At 47.8% G+C, this 12,976-nt stretch carries 12 protein-coding genes; 7 read left to right on the plus strand and 5 right to left on the minus strand.

All coding sequences use genetic code 11. The annotated features are described in order from the left end of the window. The first annotated feature begins 71 nt into the window (after nt 1–71). Nucleotides 72–1,034 carry a class C sortase gene (locus HC352_RS00525; RefSeq protein WP_168917092.1) on the plus strand — a complete coding sequence of 321 codons (963 nt, stop codon included), beginning with the start codon at nt 72–74 and terminating at the stop codon, nt 1,032–1,034. A 2-nt stretch (nt 1,035–1,036) separates the two neighbouring features. Here the strand turns inward: HC352_RS00525 and HC352_RS00530 are convergent, their stop codons facing one another. Together HC352_RS00530 and HC352_RS00535 are read right to left on the minus strand one after the other, a co-directional pair. Beyond that, on the minus strand, nt 1,037–1,867 hold the full coding sequence (locus HC352_RS00530; protein WP_168917093.1) for a trimeric intracellular cation channel family protein: 831 nt from the start codon (nt 1,865–1,867) through the stop codon (nt 1,037–1,039). A 49-nt stretch (nt 1,868–1,916) separates the two neighbouring features. Continuing rightward, nucleotides 1,917–2,825 (minus strand): macro domain-containing protein, encoded by a 909-nt coding sequence (locus HC352_RS00535; RefSeq protein ID WP_168917094.1) that lies wholly within the window; start codon nt 2,823–2,825, stop codon nt 1,917–1,919. A 70-nt stretch (nt 2,826–2,895) separates the two neighbouring features. Here HC352_RS00535 and HC352_RS00540 point away from each other — a divergent pair, with 70 nt between their 5' ends. Together HC352_RS00540 and HC352_RS00545 are read left to right on the plus strand one after the other, a co-directional pair. Next, nucleotides 2,896–3,492, plus strand: coding sequence for a ribonuclease H family protein (locus tag HC352_RS00540; protein WP_168917095.1), 597 nt, complete (start codon nt 2,896–2,898; stop codon nt 3,490–3,492). 54 nt (nt 3,493–3,546) lie between these two features. Then, on the plus strand, nt 3,547–5,658 hold the full coding sequence (locus HC352_RS00545) for a S9 family peptidase (RefSeq protein WP_168917096.1): 2,112 nt from the start codon (nt 3,547–3,549) through the stop codon (nt 5,656–5,658). A gap of 66 nt (nt 5,659–5,724) precedes the next feature. On the opposite strand, the gene mtnN is transcribed toward HC352_RS00545, so the two are convergent. Together mtnN and HC352_RS00555 are read right to left on the minus strand one after the other, a co-directional pair. After that, entirely contained in the window at nt 5,725–7,059 is a 1,335-nt protein-coding gene (gene mtnN / locus HC352_RS00550) for a 5'-methylthioadenosine/S-adenosylhomocysteine nucleosidase (protein ID WP_168917097.1), read from the minus strand. Further along, nucleotides 7,056–7,517 carry an S-ribosylhomocysteine lyase gene (locus tag HC352_RS00555; RefSeq protein WP_168917098.1) on the minus strand — a complete coding sequence of 154 codons (462 nt, stop codon included), beginning with the start codon at nt 7,515–7,517 and terminating at the stop codon, nt 7,056–7,058. Before HC352_RS00555 ends, mtnN begins: the two co-directional genes overlap by 4 nt. Nucleotides 7,518–7,887: 370 nt before the next feature. Between HC352_RS00555 and nrdH the strand changes: the two genes are divergently transcribed. Genes nrdH through nrdE form a run of 3 tightly spaced genes read left to right on the plus strand, consistent with a single transcriptional unit; the run spans nt 7,888 to nt 10,695 of the window. Further along, nucleotides 7,888–8,139: a glutaredoxin-like protein NrdH gene (nrdH, locus tag HC352_RS00560; protein ID WP_168917099.1), complete on the plus strand. Its 252-nt coding sequence runs from the start codon at nt 7,888–7,890 to the stop codon at nt 8,137–8,139. A 22-nt stretch (nt 8,140–8,161) separates the two neighbouring features. After that, nucleotides 8,162–8,563, plus strand: coding sequence for a class Ib ribonucleoside-diphosphate reductase assembly flavoprotein NrdI (gene nrdI, locus HC352_RS00565; RefSeq protein ID WP_168917100.1), 402 nt, complete (start codon nt 8,162–8,164; stop codon nt 8,561–8,563). Beyond that, nucleotides 8,560–10,695 (plus strand): class 1b ribonucleoside-diphosphate reductase subunit alpha, encoded by a 2,136-nt coding sequence (gene nrdE / locus HC352_RS00570; RefSeq protein ID WP_369801246.1) that lies wholly within the window; start codon nt 8,560–8,562, stop codon nt 10,693–10,695. Before nrdI ends, nrdE begins: the two co-directional genes overlap by 4 nt. 19 nt (nt 10,696–10,714) lie before the next feature. Here the strand turns inward: nrdE and HC352_RS00575 are convergent, their stop codons facing one another. After that, entirely contained in the window at nt 10,715–11,872 is a 1,158-nt protein-coding gene (locus tag HC352_RS00575; protein WP_168917102.1) for a DUF418 domain-containing protein, read from the minus strand. A gap of 87 nt (nt 11,873–11,959) precedes the next feature. On the opposite strand from HC352_RS00575, the gene nrdF reads away from it, so the two are divergent. Continuing rightward, a complete protein-coding gene (gene nrdF / locus HC352_RS00580; protein WP_168917103.1) occupies nt 11,960–12,934 on the plus strand; it encodes a class 1b ribonucleoside-diphosphate reductase subunit beta in 975 nt (324 codons plus the stop codon). Nucleotides 12,935–12,976: the final 42 nt, after the last annotated feature.

The raw sequence follows: 12,976 nt of genomic DNA on the forward strand, positions 1-12,976 counted from the left end.
GCCTCCAAGATGTGCATACGTACTTCTTGGAGGCTTGATATGTAGCTCATCTTTAAAAGGACAGTAAACCCATGCGTCGTGTATATATAGGTAGAATAATCTCAAGTATTCTCGCAATCATTGGATTGGCAGTTTTACTTTATCCAAGTGCTGCTGCATGGACTAACCAGTACCATCAATCCAAACTTGTTGGCCTTGTTCACGAACAAGTAAAACACGTAGAACCAGCCGCACATGAACAAATAGAACAAGCACGGCAATACAACGAAGCATTAACATCAGGTGCTCGACTCGCTCCCAATACGAACATTCCACTTGGCGATATTCGACAAACCGAATCAGCTTTAGGGCTTCCAGATTATTTTGATATTCTCAACATTCAAAACTCTGGCATCATGGGAAGAATACTTGTTCCAGCTGCTGATGTAGATATTCCCATCTACCATGGAACCGATGAAAGTACCCTACTTAAAGGTGCCGGCCACCTCCAAGGCACATCCTTCCCCGTAGGTGGCGTAGGAACCCGTTCGGTGATCACGGCACATCGCGGACTCGCCTCCGCAACAATGTTCACCAATCTTGATCGAGTTGAGCTAGGTGACGAATTCACCCTCAACATCTTCGACGAAGTTCTCGTCTACCGCGTTATAGACGTCAAAGTCGTTGCCCCAGAAGATAGTGAACAAATCAAAGCAGACCCCGATCGTGACCTTGCAACACTCGTAACCTGTACGCCACTAGGAATTAACTCCCATCGTATCCTCGTTACCGGCGAACGCATCATACCAACCCCAATCGAGAACATCGAAGAAGCCTCCCAAGACTCATCTCTACCACGATTCCCGTGGTTCGCCGTCTTTTACACAATCTTCTTCATCGTCGCACTAGCCATCATCATTCACTCAATTCGCAAAATTCGTCAACTAAAAAGTGACGAAGCCACAAGTGAACGCCACGAAACCACTGATCCAAACCAATCTGGAACATCCAACGATCACGAACGATCCGACTCAACAAAGTCGCAGAGCCTATAAAACTATTCCCCGCGCAGATGGCGTGGAATATTACTCGCCTCATCTGGATTCCGGTGCCGAATCCAATGCCGATATTCTCGACCCGCCTGCGCTACCCCCTTAATATTCGCTTCAGAAACAATATGAGAATCAACAGAATGTTGTTGCGAAACATCGTCGTCAGTAATAAGGCGAGAACGAGAGCGTAACCAGCGCAACCGGGCCGAATATTGGCGTAAATCATAAGCATTACGAGGAAGTTGCCAATTAAAACGCCGCGCTAATAATCCAAAAATAGCGCACATAATAATCGCTGAGCCCATTCCAGCTTGATACATACCATTATATTGGAAAATAACCATCTGTGTCGCAGCTAATACCGAAAACGTCGCATATAGCGGACTACCACCAAAAATAGCTGGAGTACGGTTAACCATAACGTCACGCAACAAGCCACCCATAGTAGCCGTCACTACGCCTAAGAAAATAGAAGGAACCCAATCCAGCCCTGCACTCAACCCCTTCGATGCACCCGTAGCCGACCAACACCCCAACGCCAGCACATCAGCCAATGACAACATTCGTCGTGACCACTTGCCCTCAAAGGGAAATAAATAAGACAAAATCGAAGCAGCAAAAGCCCCGCCCAAATACCACGGATCAGTCAATGCCACCGGAAAACCAACCCCAAGCATGACATCACGAGTGATACCACCGCCCAATGCAGTTCCGGTACCCAGAACAAGAAAGCCGATCAGGTCATATCTCAGCACACGCGCCAAAGCAGACCCAATCAGTGCGTTAGCAATCACTCCAACAATGTCAACAAGACGAAAAAGGCTCTCTGGATCCATGACCTCATCCCAAGACGTAAAATAAAAATTTCAACAAATTCCCACTGGATTAATCCTCAATCCAAGTCGCCAGCAGTTTAAGCACTTTTTCTGCATCAGCATCGTTACGCAGTGAAAAAACAATCAGATCGAATGTTTGCTCGCGCTGATAAATCCACCGCTCCACCGCATTGAGTGCAATCCGTGTAGCGTCGGTTAATGGGAACCCGCCATTGCCAGTAGAAATACCAGGAAAAGCAATAGAACGAATATCGCCCTTAGCGTGAGCGAGCTCCATACAATTCCAGTAAGCTTTAAACAGCACATCCCGATCACGTTCAGTGACTGTTCCATGCTTAATTGCCGGGCCAGTAGTATGAATGACATACTTAGCAGGAAGACGATAACCGCGTGTAATAATCGCATCAGCAGGTTTCAAACCATGCCCACCATTAAGTTCACGCACCAAATTTGTGTCGGTACGCATCCATGGGCCGGCTTGTTCGTGAAGCGTAGAGTCTAAACAGTCATGAAGCGGAATCGGGCAACCATTAAGATCAGGCACAGCCGGATTAACTACAGCATCAACAACAAGTTGACGCATATCGCCACGATACAAAACGGTACACGGAGCAGGGCCGTAATCACAATATGGAAGCATATCAGATACACGCCGTAAATTAGATGCTTCAACTCGGCCATGCTTACCAACTTGACGGTAGAGCAAAGTATTAATTGCCCGAGAAGAAATAGGGTCTAATGGTTTAGCCTCACGTACCGCGAGTTCGGCTTGTAGCCAGCGAAAGAGACCTTCATCGGTGGATAGATGTGCTAATGAAGATGTGCCGGTGTAGTGTTTTTCGGTAATTCCAGCCAGTGCAGTCATGAGTAGGTCATAATCCGCCCGAGTATCATTTTTTGGCTCAGGAAAAGGTTCGTCTAGATGAATATCTTGCCGATAATCTGATAGTAGTAGCATTGTTTACCTTTCTCGTTACCTTAAGGATACCCGTGTTCGCGATCAAGAGCATGTGAGATAAACTTAGACTATGACTTTTTCACAACAGCAGTCTTTGGTTTCGGAATTTCCCGATATTGATCGTTCTTTTTTACTTAACGACGAATCTTCACCGCAACAAGCAACCGTTTTTCGCCTTCCGGAAGGGGCAAAAGAAACGCAGCTTGAAAGTCAGGTCGGGCACCCGTCGTCGGCATATGATCTGGTGATCGCAACTGATGGTGCTTGCTCTGGAAACCCGGGGCCAGGCGGGTGGGCTTTTGTCGATCAAACTTGTGGCTATGCAGTTTCTGGCGGAGCTAAACAAACGACGAATAATATTATGGAATTAACAGCAATGCTGCATGCGTTGCGATATGCCGGGGCCGAGCCCAATCTGCTACTTCGAGTGGATTCAAAGTACGTCATCGATTCAATGACGAAATGGGCAGTGGGCTGGCGTAAGCGTGGTTGGCGCAAAGCTGATGGAAAACCTGTTCTTAATCGAGAACTTATCGAAGAAATACTGAATTTGTATGAGGGGCGCACTGGGCGAACCGACGTCGAGTGGGTTCGCGGCCACAATGGTGATCCCGGTAATGATCTGGCAGATCGGTTGGCTGTGGAACAGACAGAAAAATACCGTTAATGCAGGGGAAAAGTGGTCCGAAAAAGCGTTGGAAGATGACGATAGGGTGAAAATATGACAGCACATGTAATGCACGCACCGCGATTAGCGAAAAAACCGATTACGCGTTCATTCCACGGTGATGATGTGGTTGATAATTATGAGTGGATTCGGGAAGAAAGCCCTGAAGTTCGGGCGCATATCGAGGCAGAAAACGCGTGGGCTGATGCGCGTACCGCGCATTTAGCTAGTTTGCGGGAAACATTGGTGAGTGAATTTGCCAGTCACACCAAGGAAGATGACGTCTCGGTACCCGTGCGCGATGGAGACTACTGGTATTGGCGTCGGACTTTTGCCGGAAAATCCTATGCGGCAGCTTATCGGTGCCCAGCGGCTAGTGAAGGTAATGGGAGTGCTGATATTCCGGATGTTAGCAACGTCGATGCACAGTTGCTCTACGATGCCAACGTGCTTGCAGAAGGTAGTGAGTTTTTCAGCATTGGGTTAGCATCTGTATCGCCAGACGGCCGATTGTTGGCTCTAGGCGTTGATACGGCCGGAAATGAAGAGTTTAGTGTGCGTCTGTCAGTTATCGATGAAAACCGCACTATCGATGAATCGTTAACCGGGATCGGTTATGGTTTAGCCTGGTCTGCGGATTCTACTCGTGTTTTCTACACTCGTAACAATGAGGCGTGGCGTTCTTATCAAGTGTGGATGCATACTGTGGGTAGTAGCGCCGATGATGACGTATTACTTTATCAGGATGATGACGAGCTCTTCGAGGTAGGCATTGATCAATCACGCGATGGGCGATGGCTTATTGTTCAATCCGAATCTAGGCTAACTTCTGAAGTACGCCTCTTTGCTACGCATGATCCGGCAGAAAATTTTGTTGTGTGCCCACGGCAAACTGGTATGTATTACACGGTTGAGCCTGCAGGTGCTTGTCTGCTTATTATTCATAATCGGGATAATGTGGATTTTGACTTAGCGGTGGCGTCACTGGGGAGTACTACGCCAGATTCGTGGCAACCTATTTATTGTGCTCAACCTGGGCAGCGTTTGAATGAAGTAGTGGCATTAAAGGATTTCGCTGTTGTTAATATGCGAGATGGTGGTGCGATGCAACTGCGGGCTTTTGCTCGTGTTGGTGAGGGTGCGCATGCGGATTCGTGGCAGCCTGGCGTTATCATCCCAACGGAAGAGCTGGCCACGATCACATTTTATGGAAATGATGTGTGGTCGGCTCGGGAAATTGGATTTAGTGTTGAATCGGTGTTGACACCAGAAACATTCCAACGGTGGAGTCTTGATTCTGGCCAGGTAACTACTGTTAAGCGCACTGAGGTGCCACATTATCGCCGCGATGATTATGTGCAATATCGGCAATGGGTGCCGGCAACTGATGGAGAACTCATCCCGATGACTATCGTTCATCGTGCTGATGTTGTACAAGATGGAACTCATCCGGGCATTATCTACGGGTATGGGTCGTATGAAATATCAATAGATCCGTGGTTTAGTCCAACACTGTTATCTGCCCTAGATCGCGGTGTTGTATACGCGGTTGCCCACGTTCGTGGTGGCGGTGAAATGGGTCGGGCTTGGTATGACAACGGAAAAATGCTCACTAAGCGCAATACTTTTACTGATTTTGTTACGTGTGCTCGGTGGTTAGTGGATAACGGACTCGTTGCCCACGATCGGCTTGCTGCTGAAGGTGGCTCGGCAGGCGGTCTTCTGATGGGCGCGGTTGCGAATTTAGCTCCGGAGGTTTTCCGTGTTGTTCACGCGATAGTGCCATTTGTTGATGCGTTGACCACGATCCTTAAACCAGAAATGCCGCTAACCGTAGGTGAGTGGGAAGAGTGGGGGAATCCGATTGAAAGCGCTGACGTGTATCGGTATATGAAGTCCTATTCGCCGTATGAAAACGTAACCTCTGTGGAGTATCCGGCAATAATGGCCTCAACATCTTTGAATGATATTCGGGTCAGCTATATTGAACCAACGAAATGGATTCAAGTATTGCGTGACACTGTCACAAATGATGAACATGAACGGCCTATTATTCAGCGCACTGAAATGGTGGCTGGGCACGGTGGCGGATCTGGACGCTACAAGAAATGGCATCAGCGTGCTGAGCAGTTAGCCTTTATCTTTGACCAAATTGGGGTGCGTTAGTTCGTAGTTGCTTGGCACGGGCACTTAAGATAGTGCGCGTGCCAAGCAGTAGTTTTCGCACGGATCTCACACGGTTGCGGCTAGTGCTTTACTCCAGGAACCAAAGTGCTGCCGGATCGCTGCCCCGGATGGTAAAGAAGGCGAAGCGTCTTTAGCAAATTCGGAATATCCGGCAAAGGATGGTCGCACACCGCGGTTGCGGGTATCGGCTATGTAGCGTTTCATAGCATCTTGATAATCTTGCGGTGAGTACTTCACCCCGCCGCGCACTCGTCCCGAGCGGGGCACTAGTCCAATGGCTCTTAATGCTTCATTCCAGTAGCCATCAAAGCGTTTAATAATGGTTTGGCTAGTTGGCGGCCAAGCAAATGTGCGTGTTTGCAGGTCTTGGGGAATTGAGTCAATAAATTCATCGCGCAACCGGTCATAATCGTTAGCGGTGAGGATCGAATGTGGATCGTCGACAGCAAGCGCTTTGCCGGCAGCAATCTGGCCAATAATCGTGGTGATCAGCGGTTCGCCAAAACCGTCAATATCGTTACGAACGATCTTCATGTCATCGCTATGCAGGATTGAAGTGTCGCCAGCTTCGAGATTGTAACGTCGCGCCAGCATGGCATAAAGAGCACTTCTGAGGGTGGGATGGGAAAAATACTGAGTTGTGCAACGATCAATAGAAACATATCCGCTTTCTTGTAGCGCGATACATGCTACCTTTGCTGCGGCTTTAGCAACATCGGATAATTCGGCGTGGAAGGAGACAGCTTGGTCGTCTGGGTCGCCACACAAATCTGAAATTCCTCGGATTGATACAAATGGGATACCCCATGCGTGAGCTACTTGGGCGCCAGCATGTGATTCCATATCCGCCGATAGGCCGGCAGGGAAAGCCTGCCGAGTGTCAGCAACATTAGCTTCGGTGACGAATGCGTCAGACGATAACATTTGGCCAATGCGAATCGGTGGCGTATTTTCATCGTGAGTAGCGACTGCTTTTTTAATTGCAGAAATCATGCGTTCATCGCCGTGGAATATGGCGGGTTGTCCCGGAACTTGACCGCGAACATAACCAAAGGCGCGTCCATCTGCACCACCGTTGATATATTCACTACCGACGATTACTTGTCCAACTCGCGAATCGCGTGCTAGGCCACCGGCTGATCCAATTGAGACGATTACTTTGGGTTTGTAATTAGCTAATGCCCATCCAAGTGCGCTTGCGCAGGCAGTCATGCCAACTTTAGTAATCATGGCTACTAAGCACATCTGTCCTTTTGACGCTTGATAGGCGGTTCCTATCGGGCTGGGGAGTGCTTTGACATTGCAGTTACGAATGAGGTCAAGGAATGGTGCCATTTCTTCATCCATAGCGGAAATGACGAGAGCATCAATGGTTTTCATGACGTGACTGCTTCCCATGTGGCACGCTGGTCGAGCATGGCTTTAACGGCGATTTGGGCGGCTTGCAGATCGTGGCAGGCTCCCCAACCGCATTGGATTTCATTGGCGGCTGGCACACTGGTAGCGGCCAGAATATCAGTGAATGTGGTTTCAATAAGTTCTAAAGTGTTGGCGATATCTGGTTCGCTGGCACGGATAAGGTAGAACCCGGTTTGGCATCCCATAGGGGAGAAGTCGACGACGTCATCGGCGTGATCGCGAACGTATTCGGCAAAGGAATGTTCGATGGAGTGGATAGCTGGCATGTCTAGGTGTGCTTGATTGGGTTGAGTGAAGCGCACATCGTATTTTGTGAGAGTGTCGCCATGGGGAAGGTGTTTCACATCAGCGATACGGACGTAGGGTGCGCTGACGTACCGGTGGTCGAGATTGAACGATTCGACGTTCATTTTAGGCATGGGGATTCCTTTTGTGTGGCCAGTTTTATACGGTATTCATTATACGGTGTCCAACTCAGACATGATAATGCTTTTTATTTTCTTTGCAAGGGGCTCGGTGGTGTGGTTATTAACGCATTGCGACGACGGCGTTGCCCGGCTGTGCTTTTTAGTATGAGGTGGTGTTAGTCATTGGGTGGTGGGCTGTCTCAAATGGCGTATTCCAGTTACGATTCATACGTGTCAGGTCCTTGATATGCCGATGATTGCACAAGTGATTATTGAGCGTGAGAAAAGGTGCCAAGCCACACCATCTAGTGGTTGAGCAATTTTTTATCACTAGGTGTAGTGTTAGGTAATGTATTTGGAAGTTTTGATTGAGGAGAAAAATATGTCCATCACCCTCTATACCAAGCCGGCTTGTGTTCAGTGCACTGCGACGAAGCGAGCTTTGCTGAAGAATGGACTTTCATTCTCTGAAATTGACCTCACCCAAGATCCGCAGGCGTTAGAAACTGTGAAGGCGTTGGGCTACCAGCAAGCACCAGTTGTCTTTGCAGATGGCGATCACTGGTCAGGTTACCGTCCAGATCTTATTAAGCGTTTAGCGGGGGTAGCTAACCCAGTTGCATTGCGCGCCTAATGCGCGTTGTAAGACTGTACTGATGGTTTATCTTGTTTATTTTTCGTCAACTACGGAAAACACGAAACGTTTTGTTGAAAAATTAGGATTTCGTGCTGATCGCATTCCGCTTATGCCACACGATGAGCCACTAGTCGTTGATGAAGATTATGTGCTGATTGTGCCGACGTATGGCGGTGGTAATCACCGAGGAGCAGTTCCAAAACAAGTTATTAAGTTTTTGAACGATGAGCGTAACCGAGCACATATTCGTGGTGTTATCTCAGGCGGAAACACTAATTTTGGGGAAGCCTACGGGCTAGCTGGCGATATTATTGCAGCCAAAACTCATGTACCGCATATGTATCGGTACGAACTGCTGGGAACTCCGGTAGATGTTGATAACGTGCGTAAAGGACTAACTCAATGGTGGAACGAATCATGACTGATACCGGTGAAGAATTCACTGCGGAAAATCTGGATTATCATGCGCTCAATGCGCAATTGAATCTCTATGATGCCCAGGGGCACATCCAGTTTGATGCAGATCGAGAAGCCACTCGCCAATACTTCTTACAGCACGTCAATCGAAATACGGTATTTTTTCACTCACTTGAAGAAAAACTCACGTATCTGATTGATGAGGGCTATTACGAACCAGAAGTTTTCGATGCTTACGATTCGGAATTCGTTAAAAATTTATATAAGCATGCTTACGCATACAAATTCCGTTTTTCTACTTTTTTAGGTGCGTTTAAGTATTACACTTCTTATACCCTTAAGACGTTTGATGGCACTCGTTATTTGGAGCGTTTCGAAGATCGTGTGGTGATGGTTGGCTTAACCTTAGCTGCCGGTGATACTACTCTTGCCACTCGTATTGTTGATGAGATTCTCAGTGGCCGATTCCAGCCAGCAACTCCAACTTTTCTTAACGCTGGTAAAAAAGCACGAGGTGAGCTTGTCTCATGCTTCTTACTGCGTATGGAAGATAATATGGAGTCTATTTCCCGCGGTATTAATTCGGCTTTGCAATTATCGAAACGCGGTGGCGGAGTTGCCCTCAATTTATCAAACCTCCGCGAACTAGGCGCGCCGATTAAACGTATCGAAAATCAATCATCAGGCGTGAATCCGGTGATGAAACTTCTGGAAGATGCCTTTTCTTATGCTAACCAGCTAGGTGCACGACAGGGTGCTGGTGCGGTCTATCTTCATGCCCATCATCCAGATATTATGCGTTTTCTCGATACCAAGCGGGAAAACGCCGATGAGAAGATTCGTATTAAAACTCTTTCTCTCGGCGTCGTCATCCCTGATATTACTTTTGAGTTGGCGAAGCAGAATGCTGATATGTATCTTTTTTCGCCTTACGACGTCGAACGTGTTTACGGAGTGCCGTTTACGGAAATCTCGGTGACGGAAAAATACGAAGAAATGGTTAACGATAAACGGATTCGTAAGTCAAAGATTAACGCCCGCCAATTCTTCCAAACACTTGCCGAAATCCAGTTTGAATCAGGATATCCGTATATTGTTTTTGAAGACACGGTGAATAAAGCCAATCCGATCGATGGCCGTATCACGATGTCGAATCTATGTTCTGAAATTCTACAAGTCTCGGAACCTTCCACTTACAATCCAGATTTATCTTATGCTCATGTTGGAAAAGATATTTCGTGTAATCTTGGCTCACTTAATATTGCCAAAACGATGGACGGGCCAGACTTTGGGAACAGTATTGAAACAGCAATTCGTGCACTGACTGCAGTATCTGACCAAACTGATATTGCTTCAGTTCCGTCAATTGCGCGCGGTAATGACATGTCACATGCTATTGGTCTTGGCCAAATGAACCTTCACGGTTATCTTGGCCGGGAAAAGCTTTTCTATGGGTCGCCCGAAGCTCTTGATTTTACAAATATTTACTTCTATACCGTGGCTTACCATGCAATCCGGGCATCTATGAATATTGCGCGTGAACGTGGGCAAAAGTTTGAAGGATTCGAACGCTCTGCGTATGCTGACGGATCTTATTTCAGTAAATATATCGAACAAGAATGGCTACCTGAAACAGATCGAGTTCGAGAACTATTTGCCAATATTTCTATCCCAAATCAAGATGATTGGCGCCAGTTACGCGACGACGTCGCAAAGTATGGCATGTACAATCAAAACCTTCAAGCAGTACCGCCAACCGGGTCTATCTCATATATCAATCACTCAACTTCCTCGATTCATCCTATCGTGTCAAAGATTGAGATTCGTAAAGAAGGAAAGATCGGCCGGGTCTACTATCCGGCTGCATACCTGACTAACGAGAATCTTGAATATTTCCAAGATGCATACGAAATAGGTCCGCAAGCCATTATTGATACTTATGCGGCCGCCACGCAACATGTTGACCAAGGCTTGTCACTAACGTTGTTCTATCCAGATACCGTTACCACACGTGACGTCAACAAATCCTACATTTATGCATGGCGCAAAGGTATTAAGTCACTGTACTACATGCGAATTCGCCAAGCAGCGTTAGATGGAACAGAAGTTGATGGCTGCGTATCGTGCATGCTCTAAACTGGTAGCGGGTTGTTGTTTATTTGCTGAATAACAACCCGCTACGCCAGGCCACCCACTCCAATGGACCACGGGAAAACTGCGATTTCCACACAGACGCAACGAACATCGTCGTCAACGACACAACAAAAAATCCAGTGAGCGAAAGCGACTGTTCCAAATCTGGGAAGAAATAAATAGCAACAACATGGCCACAGTAGCTCGTTAACGGTATCGATCCCATCGCGATCAACGGATATATCACATAATGTGCGGTAGAACCTGCCATCAAACACACTCCTAAAAGTGCAATAGCAAAACCGCCCGAACCAATCGTCTCCAAAATAGTTGCGCTATGCGGCTCAGCTGAAACAAACTCACCAAATGACGGGAAAACCCATCCGAGCGGCCCTTCGAGCGATCGCGGTGCGGCGTCACGCGCTAAAAGCGACGTTAGTGGATCCCACGGCATGTGTTGTGGCCAAGTATTTTCCCCGCCAGTGGCAATGTAGGACAGTCCATATCCCCCGACCATCAACACTAGACCGCCAGCAATAAGCCGCAACTGACGAGCCTGAGACAACATGTCACTGCGCCCGATCGCCAAACCAGCGATCACAAAAACTCCATACTGCAAGCCCGGATAAGTTCCGGTAATCATTACTGTCATAAAAGCTGAGTTAGGATCTGATCCCACAAACAATCCCCCAGCAGCCATTGCTGACTTGGCAAGAATAAGAAAAAGAGGGCCAGCAATAGCCCCAACACCGGCAATCCAAACCAGAGTGCGTACCGGCAAATGGGTGAACGGCAACGCTAACAACAACCAAAAACCATAAAATCCCAAGATAACAACTACCGGTGTTCCCAATGAGCTTAACAATCCACCAGCTAAAAATAACACCAGTGCTCGCCCTACAATACGTAACTGGGCTTTTCGCATCCGGTCACCTTCATAGGGTTCTTGACGTCCGGTCATCAAGGCTACTGACACGCCGGCCAACAATGCAAATACGATTGCAGAACGACCATCAGGAACCTGATTCAACCAGCCATCAAAAAACCCAGCTGGTTCATAGGCCGTCATATGCGCCCAAAACATGCCGAGAATTGCTAATGATCGCGCCAGATCAAGACCGATAATTCGGGTCAAGGTAGGCGATGGTACCGGGTACGAAGTCGGGTGCGTCGTCGTCATACGTCACATGTTAAACGCCCAGCGATGGCGTTGGAAGTACCAAGGTCCCATGAGATGATGGAGGTGAAACATCCAACGGAGGTAACAATGATTGAAAAAATTAAACTCGTCGAATCAGTGCACGCCATTAACTGGAACAAAATTGAGGACGAAAAAGACCAAGAAGTCTGGGATCGTCTTACTGGAAACTTCTGGCTGCCAGAGAAAATTCCGCTGTCGAACGATATTCAATCATGGAACACGCTCAAGCCGCACGAGCAGCTCATGACCACTCGCGTCTTCACTGGCCTGACTCTTTTGGATACTATTCAAGGAACTGTTGGTGCGATCTCGCTGATTCCAGACGCCGTCACGCCACACGAAGAAGCGGTCTACACCAATATTGCTTTCATGGAATCAGTCCATGCCAAGTCCTATTCCTCAATATTCTCCACCCTCATCTCATCCCAAGAAATCGAAGAGACTTTCCGCTGGTCTGAAGAAAATCCTTACCTGCAAAAGAAAGCAAAAATCGTACTCGACTACTACCGCGGCGACGATCCAGAAAAGCGAAAGGTTGCTTCCACAATGCTGGAATCCTTCCTTTTCTACTCCGGTTTCTATGCGCCGATGTACTGGAGTTCGCACGCCAAGCTCACCAACACGGCAGACCTTATCCGCCTTATTATTCGCGACGAAGCAGTCCACGGCTACTACATCGGATACAAGTACCAGCAGGCGGTGAAGAAGTCTTCGCCTGAGCGCCAAGCAGAGCTCATGGACTACACCTATTCCTTGCTCGAAGACTTGTACGAGAATGAAGAAGGCTATACGGAGTCGCTCTATGATGAGATGGGCTTGACTGAAGACGTCAAAATGTTCTTACGCTACAACGCCAATAAGGCGTTGATGAACTTGGGTTACGAAGCGCTCTTCCCAGCTGATCAAACAGCAGTTAACCCGGCTATTTTGGCTGCCCTTTCACCAAACGCGGACGAAAACCACGATTTCTTCTCCGGATCTGGTTCCTCCTACGTTATCGGAACAGCAGAAGCTACTGAAGACGACGACTGGGACTTCTGAGCCTAGTTGCTGGCATCAAATCTCGGGAAACGGTACACCGCT

The sequence above is a fragment of the Arcanobacterium buesumense genome (assembly GCF_012563545.1).
In the GTDB taxonomy this organism is placed as follows: domain Bacteria; phylum Actinomycetota; class Actinomycetes; order Actinomycetales; family Actinomycetaceae; genus Arcanobacterium; species Arcanobacterium buesumense.